The organism is Kitasatospora sp. NPDC058046 (genome assembly GCF_042885595.1).
In the GTDB taxonomy this organism is placed as follows: domain Bacteria; phylum Actinomycetota; class Actinomycetes; order Streptomycetales; family Streptomycetaceae; genus Kitasatospora.
In genome coordinates this window covers 64,723-90,589 of sequence record NZ_JBHVRS010000018.1, presented here as the reverse complement: position 1 = coordinate 90,589, position 25,867 = coordinate 64,723, and the positions used below count along the sequence as shown (strand labels likewise).

The 25,867-nt window shown below is 71.9% G+C and carries 22 protein-coding genes; 10 read left to right on the top strand and 12 right to left on the bottom strand.

All coding sequences use genetic code 11. The features are described from left to right. The first annotated feature begins 57 nt into the window (after window positions 1-57). The 4 genes from ACFVU7_RS30575 (at window position 58) to ACFVU7_RS30560 (ending at window position 5,503) form a co-directional block, all read left to right on the top strand. The gene (locus ACFVU7_RS30575) at window positions 58-1,587 is read left to right on the top strand and encodes a helix-turn-helix domain-containing protein (RefSeq protein WP_388048288.1); all 1,530 of its coding nucleotides are present in this window, start codon (window positions 58-60) and stop codon (window positions 1,585-1,587) included. Between the two features lie 226 nt (window positions 1,588-1,813). Next, complete coding sequence (locus tag ACFVU7_RS30570) at window positions 1,814-3,244, top strand: uracil-xanthine permease family protein (RefSeq protein WP_388048286.1); 1,431 nt, start codon at window positions 1,814-1,816, stop codon at window positions 3,242-3,244. A gap of 154 nt (window positions 3,245-3,398) precedes the next feature. Beyond that, a complete protein-coding gene (locus tag ACFVU7_RS30565) occupies window positions 3,399-4,127 on the top strand; it encodes a heparin lyase I family protein (protein WP_388048284.1) in 729 nt (242 codons plus the stop codon). Window positions 4,128-4,333: 206 nt separating this feature from the next. Next, entirely contained in the window at window positions 4,334-5,503 is a 1,170-nt protein-coding gene (locus ACFVU7_RS30560; RefSeq protein ID WP_388048282.1) for a hypothetical protein, read from the top strand. Between the two features lie 97 nt (window positions 5,504-5,600). Here ACFVU7_RS30560 and ACFVU7_RS30555 read toward each other — a convergent pair whose 3' ends face one another. The 4 genes from ACFVU7_RS30555 to ACFVU7_RS30540 all read right to left on the bottom strand — a co-directional run bounded on the left by ACFVU7_RS30555 (window position 5,601) and on the right by ACFVU7_RS30540 (window position 8,700). Then, window positions 5,601-6,035, bottom strand: a complete 435-nt coding sequence (locus ACFVU7_RS30555) for a peptidase inhibitor family I36 protein (protein ID WP_387821283.1) — start codon at window positions 6,033-6,035, stop codon at window positions 5,601-5,603. Window positions 6,036-6,091: 56 nt separating this feature from the next. Next, complete coding sequence (locus tag ACFVU7_RS30550) at window positions 6,092-6,532, bottom strand: peptidase inhibitor family I36 protein (protein ID WP_074005336.1); 441 nt, start codon at window positions 6,530-6,532, stop codon at window positions 6,092-6,094. Window positions 6,533-6,600: 68 nt separating this feature from the next. Beyond that, window positions 6,601-7,029: a peptidase inhibitor family I36 protein gene (locus tag ACFVU7_RS30545; RefSeq protein ID WP_388048280.1), complete on the bottom strand. Its 429-nt coding sequence runs from the start codon at window positions 7,027-7,029 to the stop codon at window positions 6,601-6,603. A gap of 291 nt (window positions 7,030-7,320) precedes the next feature. Continuing rightward, entirely contained in the window at window positions 7,321-8,700 is a 1,380-nt protein-coding gene (locus ACFVU7_RS30540; RefSeq protein WP_388048279.1) for an alpha/beta fold hydrolase, read from the bottom strand. Between the two features lie 359 nt (window positions 8,701-9,059). Here ACFVU7_RS30540 and ACFVU7_RS30535 point away from each other — a divergent pair, with 359 nt between their 5' ends. Beyond that, a complete protein-coding gene (locus tag ACFVU7_RS30535) occupies window positions 9,060-9,506 on the top strand; it encodes a hypothetical protein (protein WP_049653198.1) in 447 nt (148 codons plus the stop codon). A 345-nt stretch (window positions 9,507-9,851) separates the two neighbouring features. Here the strand turns inward: ACFVU7_RS30535 and ACFVU7_RS30530 are convergent, their stop codons facing one another. The 5 genes from ACFVU7_RS30530 to ACFVU7_RS30510 form a co-directional block, all read right to left on the bottom strand. Beyond that, window positions 9,852-10,673 (bottom strand): hypothetical protein, encoded by an 822-nt coding sequence (locus tag ACFVU7_RS30530; protein ID WP_049653200.1) that lies wholly within the window; start codon window positions 10,671-10,673, stop codon window positions 9,852-9,854. Then, entirely contained in the window at window positions 10,670-12,724 is a 2,055-nt protein-coding gene (locus ACFVU7_RS30525) for a hypothetical protein (RefSeq protein ID WP_074005332.1), read from the bottom strand. The genes ACFVU7_RS30530 and ACFVU7_RS30525 overlap by 4 nt, the downstream gene beginning before the upstream one ends. A 2-nt stretch (window positions 12,725-12,726) precedes the next feature. Beyond that, window positions 12,727-13,161: a hypothetical protein gene (locus tag ACFVU7_RS30520; RefSeq protein WP_049653206.1), complete on the bottom strand. Its 435-nt coding sequence runs from the start codon at window positions 13,159-13,161 to the stop codon at window positions 12,727-12,729. 425 nt (window positions 13,162-13,586) lie between these two features. Continuing rightward, complete coding sequence (locus tag ACFVU7_RS30515) at window positions 13,587-14,150, bottom strand: peptide deformylase (protein ID WP_074005331.1); 564 nt, start codon at window positions 14,148-14,150, stop codon at window positions 13,587-13,589. Then, on the bottom strand, window positions 14,147-15,118 hold the full coding sequence (locus ACFVU7_RS30510) for a helix-turn-helix domain-containing protein (protein WP_049653211.1): 972 nt from the start codon (window positions 15,116-15,118) through the stop codon (window positions 14,147-14,149). Before ACFVU7_RS30510 ends, ACFVU7_RS30515 begins: the two co-directional genes overlap by 4 nt. Window positions 15,119-15,481: 363 nt before the next feature. On the opposite strand from ACFVU7_RS30510, the gene murC reads away from it, so the two are divergent. After that, the gene (gene murC, locus ACFVU7_RS30505) at window positions 15,482-16,909 is read left to right on the top strand and encodes a UDP-N-acetylmuramate--L-alanine ligase (RefSeq protein ID WP_074005329.1); all 1,428 of its coding nucleotides are present in this window, start codon (window positions 15,482-15,484) and stop codon (window positions 16,907-16,909) included. Here murC and murF read toward each other — a convergent pair whose 3' ends face one another. Next, window positions 16,910-18,307, bottom strand: coding sequence for a UDP-N-acetylmuramoyl-tripeptide--D-alanyl-D-alanine ligase (murF, locus tag ACFVU7_RS30500; protein WP_049653214.1), 1,398 nt, complete (start codon window positions 18,305-18,307; stop codon window positions 16,910-16,912). 131 nt (window positions 18,308-18,438) lie between these two features. Between murF and ACFVU7_RS30495 the strand changes: the two genes are divergently transcribed. Both ACFVU7_RS30495 and ACFVU7_RS30490 read left to right on the top strand, forming a co-directional pair. Continuing rightward, complete coding sequence (locus tag ACFVU7_RS30495; protein ID WP_074005328.1) at window positions 18,439-19,386, top strand: D-alanine--D-alanine ligase; 948 nt, start codon at window positions 18,439-18,441, stop codon at window positions 19,384-19,386. Window positions 19,387-19,726: 340 nt separating this feature from the next. Continuing rightward, complete coding sequence (locus ACFVU7_RS30490) at window positions 19,727-20,629, top strand: hypothetical protein (protein WP_074005327.1); 903 nt, start codon at window positions 19,727-19,729, stop codon at window positions 20,627-20,629. Between the two features lie 176 nt (window positions 20,630-20,805). Here the strand turns inward: ACFVU7_RS30490 and ACFVU7_RS30485 are convergent, their stop codons facing one another. Continuing rightward, window positions 20,806-21,111 (bottom strand): hypothetical protein, encoded by a 306-nt coding sequence (locus tag ACFVU7_RS30485; RefSeq protein WP_117485076.1) that lies wholly within the window; start codon window positions 21,109-21,111, stop codon window positions 20,806-20,808. Between the two features lie 109 nt (window positions 21,112-21,220). Then, on the bottom strand, window positions 21,221-22,003 hold the full coding sequence (locus ACFVU7_RS30480) for an alpha/beta fold hydrolase (RefSeq protein ID WP_388048276.1): 783 nt from the start codon (window positions 22,001-22,003) through the stop codon (window positions 21,221-21,223). A gap of 142 nt (window positions 22,004-22,145) precedes the next feature. Between ACFVU7_RS30480 and ACFVU7_RS30475 the strand changes: the two genes are divergently transcribed. Together ACFVU7_RS30475 and ACFVU7_RS30470 are read left to right on the top strand one after the other, a co-directional pair. Next, on the top strand, window positions 22,146-25,169 hold the full coding sequence (locus ACFVU7_RS30475; RefSeq protein WP_388048274.1) for a BTAD domain-containing putative transcriptional regulator: 3,024 nt from the start codon (window positions 22,146-22,148) through the stop codon (window positions 25,167-25,169). Window positions 25,170-25,303: 134 nt separating this feature from the next. Further along, window positions 25,304-25,861: a hypothetical protein gene (locus tag ACFVU7_RS30470; RefSeq protein ID WP_388048272.1), complete on the top strand. Its 558-nt coding sequence runs from the start codon at window positions 25,304-25,306 to the stop codon at window positions 25,859-25,861. Window positions 25,862-25,867 lie beyond the last annotated feature (6 nt).

Here is a 25,867-nt window from a genome sequence, read left to right as displayed (position 1 = left end):
TGAGCAGGGGGGATGCCGGGGCCCTGGAACACGGGGATGAGACATGGGGGTTGGACGATGGGAATGCCGCACGCGACGGGGAGCCCGGCGGCGGACGATCTCGCGGCACTGCTGGGGGAACTGAAGGAGCGTTCGGGGCTCAGCTACGGGACGCTCGCCAAGCGCCTGCACCTGAGCACCTCGACGCTGCACCGCTACTGCATCGGCGCCGTGGTGCCGCCCGAGTTCGCGCCGCTGGACCGCCTGGCGCGGCTCTGCCGGGCGACGCCGCAGGAGCTGATGGAACTGCACCGGCGCTGGATCCTGGCCGACGGGGCGCGCCGGGCCCGGCCGGGGCAGGAGGCGGGGGCTTCTGTGCCCGCCGCCGGTGCCGCGCCCGCGGCCGGTGCCGCGCCCGCGGCCGACGTGCCCGCTGCCGCCGCACCGGAGCCCGTACGGGAGGCGGACGCCGGCCCGGCGCCGTCCGAGCCGGCGCTGTCCGGGCCGCCGCTGTCCGGGCCGCCGGAGGGCGGGGAGGACGAGCCGGTCGCCGTCGGCGTGCTGTCCGGGGGGGACGTGCCGTCCGGGGAGCCCGCGCCGTGGCGGGGCCGGCGCGGAGTGCTGCTGGCCGCCGTCACGGCGGCGGCCGTGCTGGGGGCGGTGGCGTTCAGCCTCGTCCCCTCCGGCGGGCACGGGAACGGGAGCGGCAGCGGGAGCGCGGACGCGGCCGCCGACCAGCGCCCGGTCGGCGCCGCCGAGGCGGCCGCCACCGACGCCGGGCAGCCGGACGGGTCCGGGCCCTCGACGCCGGGCGCCTCCGCGTCCACGCCCCCGGGCGAGGCGGGCCAGGCACCCGCCGTCGCCCCCTCGTCCTCCGCCTCCGCGCCCGGCACCGCAGCCGGTCCCGGCCTCACCAGCTCCGACCCGGCCGACGCCGCCACCGACGGCCCCGGCGTCTCCGCGAGCGGCTCCCCGGCCGGCGCCTCCCCCAGCGCCACCGCCACCGCCGACCCGTCGCCGCTGAGGATCGCGACCCGCCCCTACGTCTACGAGAACCCGTGCTACCAGCACTTCCTCGTCGACAGCCCGCCCCAGCAGGTCGGCCCGCCCGCCAACGAGCCGGAGGCGCCGCGCTGGGCCGCCGCGTACGGCGCGGTCGCCTCCGGGGAGCAGCGGGTCGCGCTGACCGTCCAGGGCACCGGGAAGGACACCGTCGTCCTGGAGGCGCTGCACGTACGGGTCGTGACCAAGGGCGCGCCGCTCCCCTGGAACGACTACGCGATGGGGGTGGGCTGCGGCGGCGGGGTGGAGAGCGCCTCCTTCGACATCGACCTGGACAGCGGCAGTCCGACGGTCACCGCCCGGGGCGGGCAGCGCTCCTTCCCGCGCAAGGTCAGCGAGTCCGACCCCGAGGTCTTCTACGTGACCGCGCATACCCGGGCGCACGACGTGCGCTGGGAGCTGACCCTGGACTGGTCCAGCGGCGGGCGCAAGGGCACGATGCGCGTCGCCGCGGGCAACACGCCGTTCCGTACCAGCGGGGCCACCGGGCGGCCGGGCTACGACTACCCGCTGGGCGGCAGCGAGTGGGAGCGCCGGCCGCGCTGAGCCCTTGGACGCCGGGCCGGGCGGGCCGGACGAACCGCCCGCGCCGGACGGGCCAGCCGAGCCGGACGGGCCGGGCGGGCCGGGACCAAGCGGAGGAACCGACTCCGAGGGCTGTTACCACACGTCCGCGCAGCTCACGCGCGGGGCCGTGTGATCGCCAGGGCACCCGGCGGCCACCACAATGGTGCGGACAGTTCTTCGGAAGTACAGAGAAAGCGAAACACCCATGGATCTCGGCGTGCGCTGGAAGCTGCACGGTGACGGGCGTACGCCCGCGCCGGGGGCGGTGGTCCGTCCCGACGAACGGCTCTCCTGGCCCCGCACGGTAGGCCTCGGCGCCCAGCACGTGGTGGCGATGTTCGGGGCGAGCTTCGTGGCGCCCGTCCTGATGGGGCTCGACCCGAACCTCGCGATCATGATGTCCGGCGTGGCAACCGTGATCTTCCTGCTGGCCACCAAGGGCCGGGTGCCCAGCTACCTGGGCTGCTCGCTGTCCTTCGTGGGTGTGGCGGCGGTGATCCGGGCGCAGGGCGGCACCAGCGCGACGGTGACCGGCGCGGTGTTCGTGGTGGGCGTGGTGCTGTTCCTGGTCGGGGTGGCGGTCCAGCGGTTCGGGGCGCGGATCATCCACGCCACGATGCCGCCGATCGTCACCGGCGCGGTGGTCATGCTGATCGGCTTCAACCTCGCCCCGGTGACCGCCTCGACGTACTGGCCGCAGGACCAGTGGACGGCGCTGCTGGTGATGCTGTTCACCGGTCTGGCCGTGGTGTGCCTGCGCGGCTTCTGGTCGCGGGTGGCGATCTTCCTGGGGCTGCTGTTCGGGTACGGGATCTCCTGGCTGTTCGACCGGGTCTTCGGGAAGATCCACTCGGTGGACGGCGGCGGGCACATGACCGACCACTGGCGCCTGGACCTGTCGGGCGTCGGCAAGGCGGACTGGATCGGCCTGCCGACCTTCCACGGCCCGTCCTTCCAGTGGTCGGCGATCCTGGTCGCGCTGCCCGTGGTGATCGCGCTGGTCGCCGAGAACGCCGGGCACGTCAAGGCGGTCGGCGAGATGACCGGGACGAACCTGGACGACAAGCTGGGCACCGCGATCTCGGCGGACGGCATCGGCTCCATGCTCTCCACCGCCGTCGGCGGCCCGCCGAACACCACGTACTCGGAGAACATCGGCGTCATGGCCGCCACCCGGGTCTACTCGACGGCCGCCTACTGGTGCGCCGCCGGCTTCGCCCTGCTGTTCGGCCTGTGCCCGAAGTTCGGCGCGATCGTCGCCGCGATCCCCGGCGGGGTGCTCGGCGGCATCACCGTGATCCTCTACGGCATGATCGGCCTGCTCGGCGCGCAGATCTGGACCAGGGCCCAGGTCGACCTGCGCAACCCGCTGAACCTGGTGCCGGCCGCGGCGGGCATCATCATCGGCATCGGCAACGTGTCGCTGAAGTTCACCGACACCTTCAGCATCAGCGGCATCGCGCTCGGCAGCCTGGTCGTCATCACCGGCTACCACGCGCTGCGGGCCATGGCCCCGGCGCACCTGAAGACGCAGGAGCCGCTGCTGGACGAGGGCACCTCCTCGTACGACGAGGACGCTGAGGGCACCGGGGGGACCGGCAGCACCGGGGGAACCAGGGCGCCGCGCACCCCGTAACGGACGGGGGCGGGGCCGGGGTTCAACCCGGAGGACGGCCGGCGGAAGTGTCCGAAAAGGACCTTCCGTCGGCCGTTTCGTCTGGCCGGGCGGGGCGGTTTGCTGGTCGAATCACTGCTCGCTCATATCGGCCACTCATCCCCCCGGGAGAGGCATGTCCGTTCTGACGCACCGCCGCAAGGCCGCCGCCGCGGCCGCCGCCCTCGCCACGCTGGCGCTCACCTGCGGCCAGGCCTCCGCCAGCAGCCCCGCCGCCGCGGGCAAGGTCCTGTGGACGCCGAGCACCAGCACGGGCCCGTCCTCCTTCAAGGCCGTCCAGTGCGCGGCGAACAACTTCAAGGTGGTGAAGGACCCCGTGAAGGGCAGCGTGTGGCGGGCCTTCCAGGCCGCCGGCGAGGAGCGCTGCGAGACGCTGAGCCCGGACCTGAAGGAGGGCGACACCTTCTACCTGGGCTGGTCGTCCAAGGTGGACATCAAGGACACCAACAGCCGGTACGTGTTCCAGCTGAAGTGCTCGCCGAGCACCGGCACGGCCAACCACCCGATCGAGATCGACATCGTCAACGGGCGCGTCCGCCTCCAGGAGTGGGACACCGCCCACGTGGCGCACTCCCTGTGGACCGCGCAGACGGCCGGCAACACCTGGCACTCGTACGCGCTCAAGATCCGCCTGGGCCGCACGGACGGCACCATCGACTTCTGGTTCGACGGCGTGAAGCAGACCTTCACCACGGGCTCGGGCACGTTCAAGGGCACCACCTGGGACGGCGACCGCAACTACCTCAAGTGGGGCTCCTACCACCCCTCCACGGGCGACGCGACGAACACCTTCACCAGCCCGGTCATGGCGACCACCCTGGAGGCGGCGACCGCCGGCTCGTGAACAGCCGTGGGCCCGGACCACGCCGGACGCGGTCCGGGCCCGCTGTCCGGCGGAGTCGTGGCCGCCTGCCCCGCAGGCGGGTTCGCGCACGTACCGGCGCGTTGCCCGCCCGGGCAACCTTTGCTGCCCGCCCGTACCTGGCACTGGTTCGCCCCCGCCCAGTATCAAGGAGGAGTCGACCGCCCCGCGCCCGTGGAGAGCCTTCCTTGCACGATCACGAGACCACCAGAGCCACCGAGACAGGCGGCCGTACCCCTGCCCGCAAGCCCAGCCCCGCCCCGCCCACGCGGCTGCTCGGCCTCCAGGCCACGGTCGGCAACGCCGCGGTCGTCCAGATGCTCCGCCAGACCGGCCGATCCCAGACCGGCCACTCCCAGGTCGGCCACTCCCAGGCCCGGTCCGAACAGCACCGACACACCGTCGGCCACGTCCCGGCCCGTCCTCCGGCCGCCGTCCAGCGCGTTGAGGGCGGATCGGACACCGACGCCGAATCCGAGTTCCGGCTGGGCGTCGCGGCCGCGCTGGAACGGACCATCAACGACGACGTCAAGGACCGGCTGGGAGTCAGCGGGCTGCACCTGAGCATCGGCGGCGGAGGCGGGGTGGCGGCCCTGAAAGCCGCACGGCCCGTCCAGGACCTCGATCTGCGGCTCCACATCTCCGACCCCGAGGGCCAGGACCCGCAGCTGCGCCGGGAGGTCATCACGTACCTCGAAGCCCTGCTGCAGGACGAAGCGGGCACGGACCCCAGCGGCACGACGGTGAAGGGCACGTTCGGCGGGGCCGAGGTCAGCGTCACGCTGGGCAAAGTGCCCACGGAGACGCGGAGCATGCAGGTGCACGAGAGCTCCGCCCGGGTTCCCCTGACCGTCGTGGCGCCGCTGCGCCTGTTCACGGACAAGGTGACCGCCTTCGCCATGCGCAAGGAGAAGGAGGGAGAGGTCCTGGCGGAGAAGCGGCAGCGGGACGCCCGTGACCTGCTGTCCCTCTACCCGCAGATCACCGCCGGAGGGGACCTGGCGGACGTCCTGGCCGAGAACGCGGACAACGACGATCTCATCCACCAGGGCCTGAAGAAAGCGGCCCAGTTCACGCAGGTACTGGGCCGCTACCGGAAGGAACACGCGGACGACTTCGAATCCGGGGAGTGGGAGCGCCTCCGGGAGATCGGACGGACCCTGGAGAGGGTCGCCAAGAGTCTGCGCAAGCCCAAGGCCGAGCCCCCGGCGCAGCCGGCGAGCCCCGCCGGCACCGTCCCGGCGGCCGTCGACGCCCCCGCCGGCACGGATTCCGGCGCGATGACCAAGGCCGACCGCAAGGCCGCCAAGCAGGCCAGGCGGCAGCAGAAGCTGACCGAGCGGCCACCGACGGACTGAGGGATCCCGCTCCGGACCGCGGGCCCGGACCGCCGTGGATGCGGTCCGGGCCCGCGGCTTCACACGGCCGCGGGGGTCGGCCGGGTCCTGCGGCGGATCAGCAGTACTTGAAGGAGCTGATCTTGTCGTTGATCCACGACGGAAGGGAGGGCCACCGCTCCCAGGGGCCGATCCTGAACTCCAGGCCGCCGTAGTCGTTGTTCTCGTAGAAGCAGATGCTGCTCCCGGTGTTGTTCACCACCGACGACGTGACGTCCTGCATCCCCGTCCACAGGCCGCCCTTCCGTTCCAGCTTGCCCATGTCGCTGATGTTCTGGTCCGAGGCGATCGCCGCGAACTTGCCGGTGGAGCCCGTGTTGCCGACGTAGCTGTTCTCGGTCCACAGGCAGACGTAGTTGGTGGGGCACGCGCCGGCGCCCTGACCGATGCCGAGGATCGTGTTGGCGCTGGCGGAGCCCGACACGGTCACGACCAGTCCGACGGCGGCGGCCGCGCACAGGCCGAGCCTGGTCATCTTCTGGGAAAGCTTCATGACGATCCGTTCAGGTCGAGGTGGGGAGTCGAGGTGGGGGTCGAGGCGATGAGGGGTCAGCAGTACTTGAAGGAGCTGATCTTGTCGTTGATCCACGATGGGACGTAGGGCCAGTGCTCCCCAGGGCCGATCTTGAACTCCAGGCCGGTGTACCAGTTGTTCTCGTAGAAGCAGATGCTGCTCCCGGTGTTGTTCAGCACCGACGAGGTGATGTCCTGCATGCCCTTGTCCCCACCGGAGCTGCGCTTCTGGAGCTTGCCCATGTCGCCGGTGTCCTGGTTCGACGCGAAGGAGCCGAACTTCGCGTCGTTGATGGTCCCGCCCCGGATGAAGTTGGCCTCCGACCACAGGCAGACGTAGCCGTCGGGGCACGACCCGGCCCCGTGGCCGATGTCGTAGACGTTGGTGGCACTCGCGGAGGTCGCCCCGGTGACGATCAGGCCGACGGCGGCGGCGGCGGACAGGCCCAGCTTGGCCAGGTTCCTGGAGAGCTTCATGACGATCCGTTCAGGTCGAGGAAAGGGGAAGGAGGGAAGGGAGGAAGGAAGGGGAGGGAGGGGGCAGGTCAGCAGAACTTGAAGGAGCTGATCTTGTCGTTGATCCACGACGGGACGGAGGCCCACTTCTCCCGGGGGCCGATCTTGAACTCCAGGCCGCCGTAGTTGCTGTGCTCGTAGAAGCAGATGCTGCTCCCGGTGTTGTTCACGACCGAGGAGGCCTCGTCCGCCATGCCCTTCCAGCGCCAGAGCTTGCTCTCGAACTTGAACGACGCCAGGTCCGCGATGTTCTCGTTCGCGCCCACGGCCCCGTAGTCGACCCCGCCCTTCGGGTTCCCCACGATGTAGTTGTTCTCGCTCCACAGGCACACCCAGTTGGCGGGGCACTTGCCGGGACCGGTCTCGATCGAGGTGAGGATGTCGGCGCTCGCCGTCGTCGTCGTGGCGGCGATCACCCCGGCCACCGTGGCGGCACCAACCGCGAGCCTCGTCGCCATTCGCCGCAGGTTCATCATGATGCTCTCCTCTGCTCTTCAACTGCCCAGGGGGCGCTCCGACGTTCGTTCGCGGAGCAGCACCACTGTGGCGGCGAGGGCAGGCGGGACGCATCGGTCATCCGACTGCACGGGGAACCGGCGCCGGTGACCCAGTCGGCGACCTAAGTCGGCGACCTGGCCGGACCGTAGGCGTCCGGAGGCATAGGTAGCGTGGCCCGCGGACGCCGACGGGGCCCGGACCGCGGTGGCCGCGGTCCGGGCCCCGGGCTTTCCGTTCCCCGGCTGCTTCGGCTACTTCAGCAGGAAGTCGTACACCGCCTGCCGTCCGGCCGGGTTCGCCGCCCGGTTCTGCACCGAGTGCGCCGCCCCGGGGACGATCACGATCTGCGGGTTGTGCGCCAACTTCGCCTGTTCGTAGAGCAGTTCGTACGGCGTGGCGATGTCGCGGTCACCGCCGAGCAGCAGCACCGGCACGTTCGGCAGCTTGCGGTGGGCCGGCGGGACCGGCGGCACTGGCTCGCGCGGCCAGTCCAGGCAGACCAGGAGGCTGCCGAGCCCGGTCGCGGTCGCCGGGTCGTACGGCCAGGTCTGCTCGGCGGTCAGCCGCTGCCGGGTGCGCTCCAGCGCCGCCGCCCGGCCCTCGACGGGGGTGTCGGTGCTGCCCCACGGGAAGCGCGCGTCCGCGCAGACGGTGGCGGAGTGCAGGCCCTGGCTGAGGTCCTCCGCCGGGGCGGCGTCGACCACCTGGTGGACGAGGTCGAAGAGGCCCTGGAGCTTGGCGGGCTGCCCGGCGGCGGCCTCGTGCAGCGCCTCCGGGACCCCGCCGAAGTCCGGGTCGATGAACTCGTAGCCGGTGAGCGCGCTCAGGACCTGCACCCCGTTGCCGTAGCGGCGGACGGTGGCGGCGAGGTCCGCGGCCGGGTCGGTGGTGCAGCCGGTGGCCTGGCAGGCGGCCCGCAGCACCCGGGCGGTCGCGGGCATCGCCGCCAGGTCGAGGGGGTCGAAACCCCCTGGCGGCGCCACCGAGTCGAGCACCAGCCTGGCTACGCGGGACGGGTGGGCGAGCGCGTACCGCTCGGCGACGATGGTGCCGTACGAGACGCCGTCCAGGGTGAGGCGCCGGGCGCCGAGGGCACGGCGCAGCAGGTCGATGTCGGCGACGGTGTCGGCGGTGCTGTAGAAGCGGGCGTTCGGACCGAGGGCGGCGGCGCACTCGGCGATCGACTGCTTGCGCGGCACGGCGAGGTCGGAGGAGCCCATGTCCTCCTGGAGGCCGGGGCACTGGAGTGCGCCCCGGCCGGTGCCGCGCTGGTCGTACATCACCAGGCGGTAGTCCTTGAGGACGGGCTCCAGCTTGCCCGCCATCTGCCGCACCGTCGGGACGCTGGCCTGGCCGGGGCCGCCGGAGAGGAACAGCAGGTCGCCCTTGGGGGCCTTGGTGTTGCCGCTGACGGCCACCTGGAGGTCGAGGGTGCCGGGGACGGCGCCGCTGTGGTCCAGCGGGACGGTGAGGGTCCCGCAGGTGAACTCGGGCGCGTCCGGGCAGGGTGCCTGCCCGGTGATCCCGCCGCCTGGCCGGTCCGTGGCGGCTGCGGGGGTGGCCAGGGTGGTGCCGGCGACCACCGCGACGGCGCCCAGCAGAGCGGCGATGCGGCCGCGCGTGCTCGTCATGTGAGTCCTTCCGCTCGCACCGCGCCCGTGCGACGCGGTCACGGAAGCAGCCTGCGCCCGGGACGGCGGCGAAGGCGAGCACCCGAGCGGGATTCGCCCGGGGAGCGAGCCGGAAGTCCCCGGACGGCCCCCTGTTGCCGATCAGCCCTGACGCCACACCTGTCAACTGGTCAACGGACCGGCATGACCCCCGGATGCCCGTCCTCCCCCTCACCACCACCCACGCCTGCACCTGGGAAGATCTTTTCTTAAATTATTACAAATCATGACATTATCGGCCGTGTATGACTTCCGTCCGGCGAGCGCGACCCACCGCCGACGAGACTCGCCGTGTCAGAGGCCGCGGCTACGCTCCCGACATGGCTTCCTATACGAATGACCCGCTGCACCAGAAGCTGGTCGCTGTCCTGATCCCCCTCCTGCGCCGCACGTGCCCGGCAGATGCCGGCGGCTACGGCGGGTCGTACGAGCTGCGCCTGACCGCCCAGGAGGCCGAGGAACTCGGCGGCGTCCCCCTCATCCGATCGGCAATGCGCAAGGCAGCGCGCGAACTTGGCTGGTCAAAGCTGCAGACCTACGGCATGGGCCCCACGGGCGACATGGCGCTGGCTGGTGTCGTCGATGAGCGACAGATACCCGAGGAGTTCACAACCGTCGTCGAACGGCACCGGCTGGACAAGCAGCGAGCCGCCGCCGAGGCGGCCTGGCAGCTCGTCGCCACCGGCCGGCCGCATGCGGTACGCGGTTCGGCCTTCGTGACCACCCAGGAGTTCCGGGCCGCATACTCCGCGGCCGACCACGCCTGATCCGTGCCGCCCACTGGCAGGCCAGGAGCCGGCATGAGTCGGCAACGCCGCTCATGAGCGAGTTCCACGGCCTCGTCTATGAACAGTTGCTCCGAGGCCACGCGCACGGGGTCGACGGGAACCGTCAGTCGAGGCTGTGTGGCGTCGCCGACCGCTCGACTCGGCCTCCTGGTTTCCCGGGCGACCGGTGCCCGTGAGCTCGGAACTCAAGCTCGTCACGGTGCAATCGCACCCGGGCAGCTCGCCAGGCGGTATCGAAATCGATCTGCTCGGAGGCCGCCCGGGTGAGGCGCCAGGCGCACCAGCTAGTCCGTGGGGCGAGCAACCAGCGCAGGAGGGTGGTTCTCATCTCGCCGGCTCCGGCCGGTCGGCCTCCTCCGCCGACTCGGCACCGTCGTGGATGTCGAGGGCCTCTTCAAGCTCGGTCGCAAGGTCGCCGTGGCCGGCAGTCCTCATGTAGTCGGACGTGAAGGTGACGAGCAGCCTCCGCTGATGCAGCTGGTCGAAACGGGAGAAGAACGTGCGCAAGATCTCCAGAACTTGGAGATCGGTCGGATCAGTGGACGGTTTGCGGGCGGTCGCGAGCAACTGCGACAGACCGGCCAGAGCCTTGGTGAAGTGGGTCCTGGAATCCTCATCGGTCAACTTGAAGTCTTTGAGATGATCCGCCCACGTTCCCGTGTCGGGCATGGTCAGAGCTGCGGCCAGGATCGCCGGGTCGGCAAGCGCGAGGGCGCGAGCTCTGGCCGCCTGGAGGAAGACGGCGTCCTCCACTCCCTGATTCTGGCGGGCGCGCATCACTGCAGCAGTAGCTTCGGTGGCGGCGCGGTCCAGAACCACGGTGGCCTCGGCCCTCAGGACGTGATCTGGGTATCCGGCCAACGGACGCGGACCTGCCAGATGGTCGGCCAGGGCATCCCTCGCACCTGGCAGGTCGGCCGGATCCAGCTGAGCGGCGGCATCCACTGCCGCTCTACGAAGCGAAGTGCGGATGAGCCGTGCGAGGGCCGGTCTGTCGTATCCCGGCAGGTGGTCGGGGTACGCGGTGGCAGTGATCTCCGCAGTGAAGGCGATGTCCGGGTAGCAGGTGGGCAGGACGGCAGGGAACGCGGTCACCTCACGCCGCAGTGCCCGCCGCTGCGCACGGGTCGCGCCGGGCTGGCTCACGATGGCTCCGGCCGGGCGGCCGGGAAGCGCCGGCTGATCAACCGCCGGCGGAACTCACGCATGGCCTTCGTCTCGGCATCGATCTCACGGCCAACGACGATGGCCGCAACCGGATCGAGTCCGATGCGACCGCTGACAATCCGCTCCACGAGGTCGAGAACCTGCTCGCCCGGCAGAGAGCCGTCGATACTGGCCTCGGCCCAGGCCGCGAGGGTGCTCTCACAGGTATGAGCGAGGGCCTTGTCTGGCAGGGTGTCATTCCATCCTGCGACGATCTTGTCAGTGACGGACTCGTCGTGGCGCGCTGCGGCAAGCAGGAGCTCCGTCGGGTACGGATCGGCGGTCAGGTCTGCCAGGGCGAGGAAGGCCCGTCGGCCAGCGCGTGACCTGCTGGCCCTGCCGGGTGTGCTGCTGTCCGGTGGTCCGATCCAGTCATTGACGGCTGCCCAGGTCAAGGCCAGCTTGCCGTGCTCGCTCACCAACGCGCGCAGCGCCCTTCCCGCCTCGCCGTTGGCCTGATCGTCAGCGTCCCGAGCGAGGATGTGCCGGAGGCGTACCAGAGCTTGACCGGGAAATCTCGCGGCGAACGTGCCCTGGCACACCAGGGCGGCGACTCTGGCGACCTCTTGGTCTTTGCTCTGCGCCCAGTTCTCCCGCAGTTGCTTGCGCACCGTCGCACCGAGAACCGGATGCTGCGCTGCGGAGGAGAGCATCCGGGCAGCGGCGTCGCCACGGCTGAGCGCCGCTGGAGCACTCCGGGTGGCCGGGCTGGGCAGGACAGTGCTGTCATTGTGCTCGGCTGCCAGTTTCGCCAGCAGCTCGGCAATGGTGTCGAGCCGGTCAGCCCCGATCTCTCCCTTGGCCGTGATCCGCGCGATCCACTTTCTGATGTGGCTCTGTGCGTCGGCAAGTTCGGTCCAGATGTGCCTGAGCACCGCATAGCCGTAGCCGGGCCGGTGGGTGAAGGTCACCTTATTGTCGCTGACCTTTGCTCCTGCGTCACGCAGACGGCTTCCCAAATCCAGACCCGACAGGGCGTTGCGCACGCTGTCGTCGACTTTCTCTCCGAGTAGATCTCGGGCGGCTTGGTGCACTTGGGAGGGGCTGGCCCCTTCCAAGAGCACCGCTGCCAGGAGCAGGGCGCGGTCCTCCGGTCGTTCGACGGTCCGCCCGAAGAACCCGGTGACGTAGTCGCGCCATCCGGTGAACCGTTCGACTGCCGCTGCGAGCTCCTGCTCGCTGTCGGCTGCGCCTGCGAGCAGCCGGGCGAGTTCGGCGGCATCTGCCGGGTGCATGCCGTCAGTCACCAGCTGGGCAAGGTCCTGCTGGTTCTCCTTGGGCTCGTATCCGGACTGCAGCCGCTCGACGAGTTCCGTACGACGGTGAAACAAGCTGAGGTGCGAGCTGACCAGGTGTCGGGGTGCGGGCGGTCGAGCCTGGACTACGGCGGCCGCTTCATGTCCCATGGTGGGCCAGCCGTCGCGGCCGGCGATCACGATCAGGCAGGATCCGATCTCCGCGAGCCGACGGCCGTGGCCGCTCAGCTTCGACGGCATCTCCTTCGACCAGTCGGCGATCTCGGCGGAGACGTTCAAGAGATATCCGCAGTTCTCCCCGATCGGGAGCAGGCTGCTGTCCGGCGGGTCCCAGTCCGGCGTGATCTGCCAAAGCTCCAGCGAGGGCCTGCCCTCGCTCCGACGAGGCTTGTCCATCATGGTCAGGGCCCGGACAGCGGTGGCATAACGGCCAGTGCCTTCGTCGCCGGCCACAACTGCCAGCCCGCCTCCACGAAGGAGCACGTCACGGACGGCTTCTGCGGCGAGGACCTCTTCACCATCGCGATCGATCCTGACCCATGCCTGCCGCACCACCGAGATCACCGATGGCTCGACGGAGTGGACGGGCAGCAGTTCCTTCTCATGGATGTTGACCACGGCGACCGCGTTGGCCCCGTCGGCAGCCTGGGCCTGGACGACCACCGACCGGTGATTGCCATCAGCTCGTTGGCCCCCGAAGGACTCAAGGCCGGGCTCCTCCATCAGCCGCTCCACTGTTACCTCCTGGGCCGCGTGGAAGCGGTGATGGAGCCCTTCCCCGTACTCACGTTGCCACCAGCCTGAATGACCACGCTGTTGGTGTTCCCGTTCGCGTTCATCACCGCGCCCGCAGCCCTGCCCCCAACTCCCAGGTCAGTAAGCAGTTGCTCCAGCTCTTCAACCGCGTCGGGGTTACGCTGCAGATACATTCCAAGTTGCCAGAAGCACTGCGCCCTCAGCGCCTCCGGGTCCCCGTCACCGTTCGGGCCGCATCTCTCGCCGGCGACGTCCAGTTCTGCCAACTGCCGCTCCACCACCGCTGGTTCATCACGTCGCAGGAAACGGGCGATCTTTTCCCGGACCAAGCCCCACCCGGATCGAGCCACCTCCGCAGCCAGCGCCTCGGACGCACGCGTCGCCAGGTCCATCATGTCGATCTCGGCAGCACTCATCGCTCACCTCTCATCCGGCCCGAGACGATGGGCCACATCCCGAAAGAATGCGAACGGAGCGTGACATCACACAAGCGGAACGTGCACATCGACTGGATCCCGTCCTTGGAGGCTCCAGCGTGCCGAGTGGGCGGCCCGCACTCGTTCGAATCCTGCACACGGCACACTTCCCGACACTCACACAGTCTTCGATGGGCGCCAGGCGGATGCTGTTCGACTAGCGCGTCCCCAACCACGACCGAACGGCGAGCTCAGGCTGGCGTGAATTCGCCGTCAGACTGGAGAGCTCCACCGAACCAGCTATACCAAGGCTCCGACAGGCCCCGAGACACAGGCGCCTCCTCGCCCCCCGGCTCGAAGGGGTACGCTGCCACTCTTCCGACCGGCAGGCCGTGACGCAGCCCGGGGCGCTGCAGCGGCATTGGTCAGTAGGCCCAGGTTGAGCCGGTTCCCCGGTACTCCTCGACCGGAATCGGGTGGACATCGGGGCGCATGCGGTCGGTGTAGAGGAGGCCGTCGAGGTGGTCGATCTCGTGGGCGATGAGGCGGGCGAGGCCGAACTCGTAGGTGGCTGTGGTGATGGCACCGTCGAGGGTGGCGGCGGCGACGTCCATGCGCAGCGGGCGGGGGACCATGCCGCGGACGTCGAAGAAGCTGAGGCAGCCCTCGTACTGTTCGTCGGTCTCGTCGGAGACGGCGGTGACCTTGGGGTTGAGCAGGATGATCGGGTCGGCGTCGGCGGTCGGGGGAAGGACGAGGGCGGCGGCGCGGGGGATGCCGATCTGTGGGGCGGCGAGCCCCATGCCCTTGGCGAAGGAGTGGACGCGGCCGATGCGGTCGACGGCGGTGAACAGTTCGTCGATGACGTCCTGGGCGGCGGTGCGTTCGGCCGGTAGGTCGAAGGGCTGGGCGGGGTGGTTGAGGATGGGGGTGCCTTGCTGGATCACGCCGAGGGACTGCATCTGCTGGCTTGGCCGCACCTCGATCACCTGGTCTCCTTGGTCTGTTGCTGGTTGTCGGCGGTGGCGCGGAAGCGCCATTCGAGGCGGAAGCGGGCGTGCAGCGGTGGGTCGTCTGTGGCCCAGGCGAAGTGCCGGCGCTCGCCGTCGTCATGGCGGCTGACGGCGGTGCGCAGGGGAACGGCCTCGGCGGTCATGGAGGTCTCGGTGCCCCACACGACCGGGTCGAGGGCGCTGGGGAAGTCGAGGCGGACGGCGAGGTGTTCGGTGGGCAGGCGGACGGCGCGCTGGAACCAGTGGCCCCACTTGTCGGCGCCGACGCTGTAGGCGTACTCGATCCAGGTCGCGTCGCCCGGGTAGAGCGGGAAGCGGCCGTGCTCGTTGTCGAACAGGAGCCAGACCTCCTTGAAGGCGTCGCGGTCGTGCTTGGCCTGCCACCGCATGTCCTCGCCCTGGCACGAGGCGCTGAGCGCCAGTTCGTCCCAGGTCAGTGGGTGCCCACGGTAGTGGGCGTTGGAGCGCTCGGGTTCGCCGGGGTAGCGGTCGACGGCGATGCGGATGAGGTAGCGGGTGATGGGCTCGGCGCCCGTGTTCCGTAGGCGGCGGCGCATGGTCAACCGGTAGGTGGAGCCGTCGAATTGGAGTGCGGCCTCGTCATGTTCGACCACGATCGCGGCCCCGGAGGCGTAGGGCTGATCGGCTCGGCGAGGTGTCGGCGGGGCGGTCGGGGTGCGGCTTCGGGAGCGGGCTGCGTCGTAGTCGAGCCAGCGCCGCCAAACGGCTTTCCCGGCATTGAGGGTCTCGTCGGCGAGGCGGGCGAACTCCTCGGTCGGCTTGTGGCGGCCGGACTCCACGTGGCTGACGTACGAGGGGTCGAAGCCCATCTTCCCGGCCAGCGCGCGTTTGGAGAGGCCGCGCACCTCGCGCCAGTGGGCGACTTCGGCGGCGAACGCCTCCATGGCCTGGTCGACCGCGTCGTGGCTGGCCGTCGGTTCCATCCGCTCCGCCCCCAGTGAGTGATGAATGAACCGTGAGTGACCTTAGCTCACCATCCCGTCACGGTCCTGCCTCCGGTTGTCATTGCCCCATCGGGCCCGCACTTCAAGCGCCTGACCAGTACCAACCGCCCACCTTCCGTTCTGCCGAGAGGGGTTGGCCGTGTACGAGCCCCGTCCCGCCACCGAGGTCAGCATCGCGATCCGGCCGGCGCGGTCCTCGGCGTCATCGTGCACGACGACTTCGATTCGGCCCGACTCGGTGCTCACCCGGCGGCCGACTCGGCGCGGGACGGCGGCACCTGCGCGCAGCGCCCTTCCACTCATCGCCCTTCACGGGCTGGACTCCGAACTGGAGCGCACAGCATGGAAACCAGGAACGTGATCGTCCCCGTCCACGACGGCCCCATCGACTTGACCCGCCCGCACTTCGTGGGCGTCGGCGGCGCCGGCATGTCGGCCCTCGCCCGCCTCCTGCTGGAAAGCGGTAGCCGGGTGTCCGGCTCCGACACCGACGACACCACCGCCCTGCGCGAGCTGGAGGACGCCGGTGCCTCGGTCGCCATCGGCCACACCGCCGGCAACCTCCCCGCCGACGCCACCGTCCTCGTGTGGTCCAGCGCGGTGACCCCGGGCAACCCCGAGGTCGCCGCTGCCCGCCGCTCCGGCATCCCGGTGGTGCACCGCTCGGACGTGCTGGCCCGCGTGATCGCCGCCGCCGAGCAGTCCGTCGCCGTGGCAGGCACCCACGGCAAGACCATGACCACCGGCATCCTCAGCGCCGCCCTGGCCCACCTCGACCCCTCGTACGCCATCGGCGGCACCCCGGTCGACCACCCCAACGCCCACCAGGGCTTCGGCGGCCTCCTGGTCGCCGAGGCGGACGAGAGCGACCGCACCGCCGGCCGCTACCACCCGCAGGTCGCCGTCGTCCTGAACGTGGACGACGACCACCCCGAGCAGTACGTCGACCTGAACGACGTCCTGGACGTCTTCGAGCGACTGGCCCGCAACAGCTCCATCCTGGTCGTCTCCTCCGACGACCCGGGCGCCCGGCTGCTGATCGAGCGCCTGCAGGCGGCGCCCGGCCCGCGCGTGGTCACGGTCGGCGAGGCCAAGGACGCCGACGTGCGGGTGCTGCGCGTGCTGTGGGACGGGGCCGCCAGCCACGTCACCGTGCAGGACACGGACGGGTCGTGGCACGAGTTCACCGTGGCCGTCCCCGGGCGGCACAACGCGCTGAACGCCGCCGCCGCGTTCGCTACCGGCCGGGTGCTCGGCACCGAACCCGCCGACCTGGTGGCCGGCATCAACGCCTTCCAGGGCATCAAGCGCAGGCTCACCACCACCGGCACCCACGCCGGGGTGACGGTGCTGGACTCCTACGCCCACCACCCGAGTGAGATCACCGCCGACCTGGCCACCGCCCGGATGCTCACCGAGGGCCGGGTGATCGCGGTGTTCGAGCCCACCGGCTGGACCCGTACCGCCGCCCTCGGCGAGGAGATGGGGCGTCGGCTCGCGGCGGCCGACGAGGTCGTCCTCCTGGACGTGCACGCTTCGGTCGAGTCCCCGCTCACCGGGGTCAGCACCGCGCCGATGGCCGCGCAGGTCGTCGCCTGCGGCGGCCGGGCCCACACCGCGGGTGACGGGCGCGATGCGGCGGATGTGGTCGCCGAGCTGGCCGGGCCCGGCGACCTGGTGGTGACGATGGGCACCGGGACCGCCGGCCGCGTCGGCAGGGCGGTACTGCTGCGGTTGGCCGAGGCCCCGGCGACGGTCCGGGCCGCGTAGTCAGCCGGTGAGTCCCATGGCGTCGGGTTTGGCGAGCCGCATCGCGGCGTCCTCAAGCCCGACGCTGTGGGAGCCCTTCACCAGCACCACGTCTCCGGGCTTGAGGTAGGTCAGCAGCAGGTCGAGGGCGGCGTCGCGGTCCGGGACCAGCGTCGCCGTCACTCCGCCGTCGACCGCGCTCGCGTGAACCAGGGCGGCCTCCGCGCCGCCGACCGCGATCAGGTCCGTGACACCGTTCCGGGCCACCATGCGGCCCAGCTCCGCGTGGTGGGCGTCGGACTCCTCGCCCAACTCCCGCATCTCGCCCAGCACCGCCACCGTCCTGCGTCCGCCGCCGGCCATGGCGGTGAGCGCGGACAAGGCCACGGCCATCGATTCGGGGTTCGCGTTGAACGCGTCGTTGATCACCGTCACGCCGTCCGGCCGCTCGGTGACGTCCATCCGGCCCGGCGTCAGCTGCCGGGCACCGGTCAGCGCCTCCGCCGCCTGCCGCACGCTCGCACCCAGCCCGATCGCCACCGCGGCGGCGGCCGTCGCGTTGGACACGTGGTGGGCGCCGTACAGCCCCAGCTTCACCGGGGCGCTCTCGCCCCTGTACGTGAGGGTGAACGAGGGCCGGCCCGCTCCGTCCAGCTCGATGTCGACGGCCCGCACGTCCCCGGCCCGCGCCCCGAACGTCAGGACCGGCGCGACCGTACGCGGCGCCATCGACATGACGTACGGGTCGTCGGCGTTCAGCACCGCCAAGCCGTCGACGGGCAAGGCCTCGACGAGTTCGCCCTTCGCGACGGCGATCGACTCCTTCCCGCCGCCGAACTCGCCCACGTGCGCGGTCCCGACGTTCAGCACCAGGCCGACCTTCGGCGGGACGATCCCCGTCAGGTACTTGATGTGCCCGGCGCCGCGCGAGCCCATCTCCAGCACCAGCAGGCGGGTGCTCTCGTCCGCCCGGAAGACGGTCAGCGGCAGGCCGATCTCGCCGTTGAACGACAGCGGCGTGGCCACGGTGGTGTCCATGGTCTCCAGCACCTGGGCCAGCAGGTCCTTGGTGCTGGTCTTCCCGGCCGAGCCGGTCAGCCCGATCACCGTCGGCGCCTTCAGCCGGTCCAGCACCGCGCGGGCCAGCGCGCCCATCGCGTCCTGGACGTCCGGCACCACGATCGCCGGCACCCCGACCGGCCGGGCCGCCAGCACCGCCGTCGCCCCGGCGCGGACGGCGGCCTCGGCGAACCGGTGCCCGTCCGTGTGCTCGCCCGGCAGCGCGATGAACAGCGCCCCCGGCTCCACCAGCCGCGAGTCGATCACCCCGGGCCGGTCCACCACGGCACCCGGATCGGGGGCGTCGTGCGGAGCGCCCCCGACAGCCTCGGCGATCTCTTGCAGGGTCATGGGGACCATGGTGGCTCCGATCCGTCGACGCACCCGCCCGCTCGTCCCGGGGCGGCCTGCCCTCGACGCTAGCGGCTCCCCGACGCCCCTCCCGTCATCCGGCGCATTCCGAACCAGACTGCGACAAAAGGAAGATGAGCATGTCTGCAGCTGAACGTCGTATCGCTCTCGTCACCGGCGGCCGCTCCGGCGAACGCGACCGCTCGCTGATCTCCGGCGAGGCCGTACGTGAGTCCCTGGCCCGCCAGGGCCTGCCGCACTTCGTCCTCAACCCCACCGACGAGGACTTCGCCGACCGCGTCCGCGAAGCCGACGTCGCGTTCCTCGCCCTCGCCGGCCAATGGGCCGAGGACGGCAAGCTCCAGGGCCTCCTGGACAGCCTCGGCGTCCCCTACACGGGCTCCGGGGTCCTGGCCAGCGCGATGGCGATGCACAAGCCCACCGCCAAGACCCTCGTCCTCGCCGGCGGCGTCACCGTGCTGCCGCACATCCCGTTCCGGGGCCACGACGACCCCGAGGAAACCGCCCGGGCGTGCGTGGAGGAGCTGGGCCTGCCGGTCATCCTCAAGCCCACCTCGGAGGGCGGATCGATCGGCATGCGCGTCTTCAGGGACCTCAACTCGCTCACCGCCACGCTCACCCACGACACCCGCGGCGGCGAGTGGTTCGTCGAACCGTTCAAGGAAGGCAGCGCCGTAACCTGCGGCGTCCTGGAGAAGGACGGCGCCCTGGTCGTGCTCCCGCCGCTGGAGACCGTCCCCACCACCGCCGAGTTCTACGACCACAAGGCCAAGCGCGACCCCGCCGGCCACCGCTACCGCTGCCCCGCCCAACTCCCGGACGCCGCCCTCGCCACCATCTCCCGCGCGGCCGTCCGCGCCCACCAGGTGCTGCACTGCTCGGGCCACTCGCGCTCGGACTTCCTCGTCACCCCCGACGGCGAGGTCCACTGGTTGGAGATCAACACGCTCCCCGGACTCTCCACCCACGGCAACCTCGCCACCATGGCCGCAGCCGCCGGGATCAGCTACGACACCCTGATCCAGACCATGCTCGCCGCTGCCCGGGCGAACGGGTACCGACCGTGAACACCGCCGACCTGCCGCTGTCGGCAGCCGACATCCACGCGGCCGCTTCGCCGTGCCCGCACCCACACCGCCAACACCACCCCGCCCCTGACTCCCGCACAGGAAGTCGACCTCACCGACTTCCTGTGCAGCATCGCGGCCGGTCGGAGTGGAGCCGGGATGCTTCCGGCCCCCGGCGCGCCGAACGGCCCGCTCCGACGGCACCGGCCGGCGCACCCGTGCGGACCGGTTTCGTGTGACAACCACTCAGCCAGGCACCAAGCGTGACGCCATGGACACTTTGAGTGTCAGTGGTGACTCCTACGGTTACCGAGACACAGTCAATCGATAGGAGAAGAACATGACTTCGCCGAAGAAGCCACGCCGCAACTACAGCAGCGGCACCGTCGCCGGGCTCCTCACCCTGGCCCGCGGCGGCTGCTACTGGCCCGAATGCAAGGAGCCCACCGTCCGTATGGTCGAGGGCGATCCCATCCAGAACCTTCAGATCGCCCACATCCGTGCACTGGAGGACAACGGCCCCCGCGCCGAGCCCACCTGGTCGGAAGCCGAGCGCAACCATTTCTCCAACCTGATCCTGCTCTGCACCGTCCACCACAAGGTGATCGACGGCCCTCGCAGCGGGGCGTTCTCGGTCGAGTTGCTTCTCGACTGGAAGAAGGCTCGCGAGGCCGACGGGGTCGACGCGCTCGAAGGGCTCGGGGACCTCACCAAGGCCGACCTCGGCGAGCTCATCCGTGAGGCCCAGGCCGAGTTCGCCGAACGCCTCGGCCCGGCCCTCGACGAGTTCGCGAAGTCGGCCCCAGAACTCGCCTCCGTCCTCAAGCTGGCCACCTCCGAGTTCGCGGAGCTGCGCAACCACCGCGGCGGCGTTTCCGAAGACACCGCCATGCTCCTGCAGGATGCCGCCCGCTCGCTGCACGGGCTGGAGGACAACGCCAACACGCTCAGCCGGGCGGCACGCGACCTGAAGGGTTTGGAGGACAGCGCTTGCACCCTGGCGGATGCCGCAGACGGGCTGAAGGGCCTGGAAGGCAACGCGGCGGCGCTCGCGGCGGCCGCCCAACGGCTGCGGGGCCTGGAGAGCATCGCGAGCATGCTGGCGAGCGCCGCGAACAAGCTGGGGAACCTGGAAGGCCAGTCCTGGGAACTCAAGGAAGCCTCGCAGGAAATCAAGGAAGCCGCCAGGGAGGTTCTTCGGGCGACCGAGGCCCTGAACGAGGCACGCCGCCGCAACCGGTGACGGACGCTGCCCGCTCAGCCTCCCCGGGGCGACCGAGCCCCGGGGAGGCGCTCCGGCCCGCTTTCACGCACCCGAAGACTTCGGGCCCGCTCGTCCGGGTCCTGCCGTGACCGGTCTTCCCCAAGGAGTCGGCCCCCGCCGCGATTCGGCGGGGGCCGACTCCCGGGGCCGGAGGGTCAGTTGTCGTTGTTGACCTTGGTGTACGCCGCGCTGTAGCCGGTCGGGCAGTAAAGGGTGTCGCTGCCGTTGCCCATGTGCCAGAGGCCGTTGACGGTCGCCTGGCTGCCCTTGACGTTGTCGTTGTTGCAGACCAGCACCAGCTGCCAGTGGTTCTTCGTGGCGGTGGTCTGGCAGCTCACCGAGCCCCAGTTCGTCCCCTGGGTGGTGCTGCAGTACGAGGTCGCCGAGGCGCTCGGCGCCGCCATCACACCGGCGGCCACCAGCAGTGCCGCACCCGCCCCCAGAGCCGCGATTCGACGCATGGCCTTCTCCTTTGTCGTGTCCGGACAACGTGAGCGGTCAGCATGCCGAAGATGTGATCGGTTGTATCCACCGGCGACACGACTGGCCGAAACCGGTCCTTCCGCTTGTCTACTGGGCGGTGGTGAGGAAGTCCAGAACGAGGGGGCTCGCGGTGGTGCGGAACTCCTCGAAGTAGGCGTGCCGGGCGCCGGGGAGCAGGTGCGCACGGGCGCCGGGGATGCGGGCGGCGAGCAGGGGGGCGTTGGCGGCGGGGTTGAGCCGGTCGTCGGCGCCGTGGACGACCAGGGTGGGGGCGCCGATGGCCGGCAGGAGGTCCCAGGCGTCGTGCCGGTTGCTGGCCGCGAGGTGGCGGCGGCGGGCGTGGGCGGGCATGGCGGGGTCGCCGAGGGTGTGGTGCGGGCCGGGGTGGGAGTCGAGCCACCGGGGGGTGTACATCAGCTCCAGCAGGGCCTGTCGCGCGGCCTCGGGGTCGGGTTGCGCCAGGGCGCGGCGGACGTCGGCGCCGCGTTCGACGCCGTGCGGGCCGCCGGGTGAGGTGCAGCCGAGGACCAGGGCGCGCACCCGGTGCGGGTGGCGGGCGGCGAGCTGCTGGGCCACCCGTCCGCCCATGGACGTGCCGTAGACGTCGGCCCGGTCGATGCCGAGGTCGTCGAGGACGGCGACGACGTCCCGGGCGAACTGTTCGGTGCTGTACGGGGTGTCGGGCTTGTCGCTGCCGCCGGTGCCGCGGTGGTCGAGGGTGAGGGTGGCGCGGGCGGGGTGGAAGTCGGCGCGGACCGCGTCCCACCAGTGGTGGTCGTTGGCCTGGCCGGCCAGCAGGACCAGTGGCGCCCCTTCGCCGCGCAACTGGTAGGCGATCCGGGTGCCGTCCGGTGCCGTCGCGCGCGTCATGGTCTCCCCCTCGTTCCCGGGCCGGCGGCCAGGGTATCCCCGTACTCCCGGACGGGCCCGGGGCCTCGTCCCTGACCAGGGGTGATGCGGTCGGTAAAATGCGCGCCCGGGGGATCGTGTGCGGGCGGAGGGGGATTGGCCGGTGGGTGGTTTACGGTTCACGGTGCTGGGGCCGCTGCGGGGGTGGCGGGACGGCGGCGAGCTCGTGCTCGGATCGCCGCAGCAGCGGAGCCTGTTGCTCGCGCTGCTGTTGAGGGCCAACCACCCGGTGTCGACCGGTCAGTTGGTCGACGACCTGTGGGGCGATGATCCGCCCGCCAAGCCCTCCGCCGTGATCCGGACGTACGTCCACCGCCTGCGCCGCGTCCTGGGGCCCGCCGCACCGACCACGCTCAGCGGGGGCTACCTGTTCGCCCTGGACGCCGGCGGGCTGGACACCCACCGGATCGAGGAACTCCTCGGCGAGGCGAGGGGGCTGCGCGTCGGCGGGCAGCACGCCCGCGCCGCCGCCGTGCTCCGCTCGGCGCTGGCGCTGTGGCAGGGCGAGCCGATGACCGGGCTGCCCGGCCCGTACGCCGAGCGGCAGCGCGGCGAGTGGGCCGAACGCCGGGTGACCGTCCTGGAGTCCTGTCTGGAGGCCGAGGTCGAGGCCGGGCCGTCCGGCGAGGCCGTCGCCGAACTGGCCGCCGTGGTGGCCGAGTACCCGCTCCGGGAGCGGTTCTCCGAACTGCTGATGCTCGCCCTCTACCGGACCGGCCGGCAGGCGGAGGCCCTGGGCGTGTACCGCGCGGCGGACCGGCGGCTGCGGGCGCAGCTCGGCGTCTCGGCCGGGCCCGGGTTGCGCGAGTTGCAGCGCCGGATCCTGGTGGCCGACGCCGCGCTCGTGGCACCCGCGCCCACGTCCTCGCCCTCGGCCACGCCCACCTCCTCGCCCGCACCGACGACGGCCCGGCCCGCCGCCGCGGCCCGTGCGCCGTACCCGCCGGCCGTCCGGCCGACCCAAGTCCCCGCCGACCTCGCCGACTTCACCGGTCGCGAGGCGCAGACCGAGGCGCTGCGGGCCGTCCTGCTCTCCCCCGGCACCATGCCCGTGGCGACGGTGTCGGGGCTGGGCGGCGTGGGCAAGACGGCGCTGGCCGTCCACGTCGCGCACACGCTGGCCGCCGACTTCCCCGACGGCCAGCTCTACCTGGACCTGCACGGGGCCGACGGCCGCCCGACCCGGCCCGAGGAGGCGGTGGGCGCCTTCCTGCGGTCCCTGGGCGTGCCGCCGGATGGGCTGGCGCCCGGGCTCGCCGAACGCTCCGCCCAGTTCCGCTCGTTGCTCTCGGGCCGGCGGGTGCTGGTGGTCCTCGACAACGCCCGGGACGCCGAGCAGATCAGGCCGCTGCTGCCCGGCCGGGCGGGCTGCGCCGTGCTCGTCACCAGCCGGGCCAGGCTCGGTTCGCTTCCCAACGCGCACGTCGTCGAGCTGACCGCGTTCGCCCCGCAGGAGGCCCTGGGCCTGCTCGAACGGGTGGTCGGCGGGCAGCGGCTGCGGGCCGAGGCGGACACCGCCGGGGAGCTCGTGCGGCTCTGCGGCCACCTCCCGCTGGCCGTACGGATCCTCGCCGCGCGCCTCGCCTGCCGGCCGGGCTGGTCGATGGCCCGGCTGCTCGACAAGCTGGCCGGGGACCGCCGGCGGCTGGACGTGCTGCGCGCCGGGGACCTCGCCGTCGAGTCGGCGTTCCGCTTCGGCTACGACCAGCTGACGCCCGAACAGGCCCGGGCCTTCCGCCTGTTGGCGGTGCCGGAGGTGCCCGACCTGTCGCCGGGGGCGGTCGCGGCGGTGCTCGGCCTGCCCGAGCGGGAGGCCGAGGAGCTGGCCGAGTCGCTGGTCGACTGCTCGATGCTGGAGACGGCGCCGCCGGACCGCTACCGGTACCACGACCTGCTGCGCGCCTTCGCCCTGCAGCTCGCCCCGGAGGGGGAGGCGGAGGGGGACCGGCCGGCCGCCGTCCTCACCCGCCTGGTGGCCCGTCACCACGGCGAGACCGTCGCGGCCCTCGGCCCGGCCGCCGCCCGCGCCGCCCTGCCCTTCACCGGTGCCGCCGCCCGTGGCGGTGGCTGCGGTACGGCGGCGGCCCACGGCCGCGGCGACTACCGCGGCATCGGCGCGCTGGTCGGCCAGTACGCCGCCCTCCCCGAGCCGCCCCGGCTCGACCTGGCGGCCGAACTGCTGCTCGGCTACGTCCTGTTGTGCGAGACCGGCCAGGCCGCCCGGCCGCTCGGGCACGCGGCCAAGGTGCTGCTCCACGCCGCCGTCCGCGCGGGCGACCGGACGGGCGAGGTCAGGGCCCGGCTGGTGCTCGGACGGCTGCTGACCGAGGTCGGCTCCGAACCCGCGGCCCTCGCCGAGCTGTTCAGGGCCCGCGACCTGTGCACCGCCCACGACCTGCCGGGGCCGCTGCTCGCCCTGGCCCACGCCTCGCTGGCCGCCCTGTTCGCCCAGGTCGGCCGACCGGGCGACGCCGTCGACGGCTTCACGGCGGCGATCTCGGTGTGGGAGCGGCTCGGCGACCGGCGCTCGGTGGCGGCCGAACTGCTCAACCTGGCGGGCGCGTTCACCGGGCTCGGCCGGTCCGAGGCGGCGGTGCGCGTCGTCGACCAGTCGCTGCTGATCTGCCACGAGCTCGCCGACCACGAACTCCAGGCGCTCGCCCTGGACTCGTTGGGGACGATCGCCCACGACCGCGGCGAGTACGAGCAGGCCCTGCGCCACCACCGCAACGCCCTGGCCCTGCTGCGGCCGGACGACCGGCGCCGCACCGGCCGTACGCTGCTGCGGCTCGCCGAGTCGCTGCGCGCCGTCGGCCGCGGCGAGGAGGCGGTGGCGGCGGCCGGGCGGGCGGTGGAGGTGCTGACGCTCGACGGCGACCGCCGGGGGCGGGGGCTGGCCCTGGCGGCGCTCGGCGACGCGCTCGCCGACCGCGCGGCCGACGAGGGCACCGACGGGAACGCCGCCGGGGATGCCGCCGGGGAGGCGGCCCGGGCGCACCGGTCGGAGGCCTACGACATCCTGGCCTCCATCGGCTCCCCCGAGGCCGCCCGGCTGCGCGAGCTGATCGGCCCGGCCCGGCCCGCCGTCCGGCCGCGCCGGCAGTGGCCGTCCTGGCTGCCGGCGTGACCCGCCGGAGGTCCGCCCGGTCCGGCGAGCCGACCTGGGGGCGCCTCCGAGGGAGGACAGGGGGACGCCGGCAGGTCCAGGGCGCGGACAAAACCGGTATCTCCGAGTGCGGGCGCCCTGGCAGACTCCCCGCCATGGCCAACTCCTACGCGCGACCGGTCCTGAGGACGGCGGACCTCGACGAGGCCCTGCGGGCCGCCGGGCGGTTGCTGGATCTCGCCGACACCCGGGAGCTCGAGGTCGACTTCGACGCGCGCGTTCCCGACGCGCGGGCCCTCGAACGGCTCCTGGGCCTCCTGCCGGGTGCCGAGTGGTGGGCCGACGGCGCCGGACACGGCGCCTCCGACAGGGGTGACCCGCCGTCGGCCCACCTCCCGGTCCGGTTGATGGGCTGGGGCATGTCCGCGGACGTGGTGCGGCCGGTCCTGGCGGCGGCGGGGGCATGCCCGGTGTCGGTCCGCTGGGACTTCTCCGGCTGGCCGGAGGCTCCCGACATCGGCCTCGGTGCCGGAGGTCCCAGGGGCGCCTACGTGACGGTCTGCGCGCATGCCCGGGACCTCGACCTGACGGAGCCGGCGGCCGACCACACGGTGTTCGTGCACGTCAAGCATGTCGAGGCCGAACGCGCCCCGTGGCTGGCGGCACGAGTCGGCCTCCAGGTGATCGGCGAGCTGGTGATGGCCCCGTGGTGACCCGGG

Excerpts from the sequence above, each read along its gene's own strand:
- ACFVU7_RS30540 (WP_388048279.1), bottom strand. The coding sequence starts at position 8,700 with ATGACGAGCACGCGCGGCCGCATCGCCGCTCTGCTGGGCGCCGTCGCG.
- murC (WP_074005329.1), top strand. The coding sequence starts at position 15,482 with ATGGAAACCAGGAACGTGATCGTCCCCGTCCACGACGGCCCCATCGAC.
- ACFVU7_RS30565 (WP_388048284.1), top strand. The coding sequence starts at position 3,399 with ATGTCCGTTCTGACGCACCGCCGCAAGGCCGCCGCCGCGGCCGCCGCC.
- ACFVU7_RS30490 (WP_074005327.1), top strand. The coding sequence starts at position 19,727 with ATGACTTCGCCGAAGAAGCCACGCCGCAACTACAGCAGCGGCACCGTC.
- ACFVU7_RS30470 (WP_388048272.1), top strand. The coding sequence starts at position 25,304 with ATGGCCAACTCCTACGCGCGACCGGTCCTGAGGACGGCGGACCTCGAC.
- ACFVU7_RS30535 (WP_049653198.1), top strand. The coding sequence starts at position 9,060 with ATGGCTTCCTATACGAATGACCCGCTGCACCAGAAGCTGGTCGCTGTC.
- ACFVU7_RS30485 (WP_117485076.1), bottom strand. The coding sequence starts at position 21,111 with ATGCGTCGAATCGCGGCTCTGGGGGCGGGTGCGGCACTGCTGGTGGCC.
- ACFVU7_RS30495 (WP_074005328.1), top strand. The coding sequence starts at position 18,439 with ATGTCTGCAGCTGAACGTCGTATCGCTCTCGTCACCGGCGGCCGCTCC.
- ACFVU7_RS30570 (WP_388048286.1), top strand. The coding sequence starts at position 1,814 with ATGGATCTCGGCGTGCGCTGGAAGCTGCACGGTGACGGGCGTACGCCC.
- ACFVU7_RS30545 (WP_388048280.1), bottom strand. The coding sequence starts at position 7,029 with ATGGCGACGAGGCTCGCGGTTGGTGCCGCCACGGTGGCCGGGGTGATC.
- ACFVU7_RS30575 (WP_388048288.1), top strand. The coding sequence starts at position 58 with ATGGGAATGCCGCACGCGACGGGGAGCCCGGCGGCGGACGATCTCGCG.
- ACFVU7_RS30555 (WP_387821283.1), bottom strand. The coding sequence starts at position 6,035 with ATGAAGCTTTCCCAGAAGATGACCAGGCTCGGCCTGTGCGCGGCCGCC.
- ACFVU7_RS30520 (WP_049653206.1), bottom strand. The coding sequence starts at position 13,161 with ATGAGTGCTGCCGAGATCGACATGATGGACCTGGCGACGCGTGCGTCC.
- ACFVU7_RS30480 (WP_388048276.1), bottom strand. The coding sequence starts at position 22,003 with ATGACGCGCGCGACGGCACCGGACGGCACCCGGATCGCCTACCAGTTG.
- murF (WP_049653214.1), bottom strand. The coding sequence starts at position 18,307 with ATGGTCCCCATGACCCTGCAAGAGATCGCCGAGGCTGTCGGGGGCGCT.
- ACFVU7_RS30550 (WP_074005336.1), bottom strand. The coding sequence starts at position 6,532 with ATGAAGCTCTCCAGGAACCTGGCCAAGCTGGGCCTGTCCGCCGCCGCC.
- ACFVU7_RS30510 (WP_049653211.1), bottom strand. The coding sequence starts at position 15,118 with ATGGAACCGACGGCCAGCCACGACGCGGTCGACCAGGCCATGGAGGCG.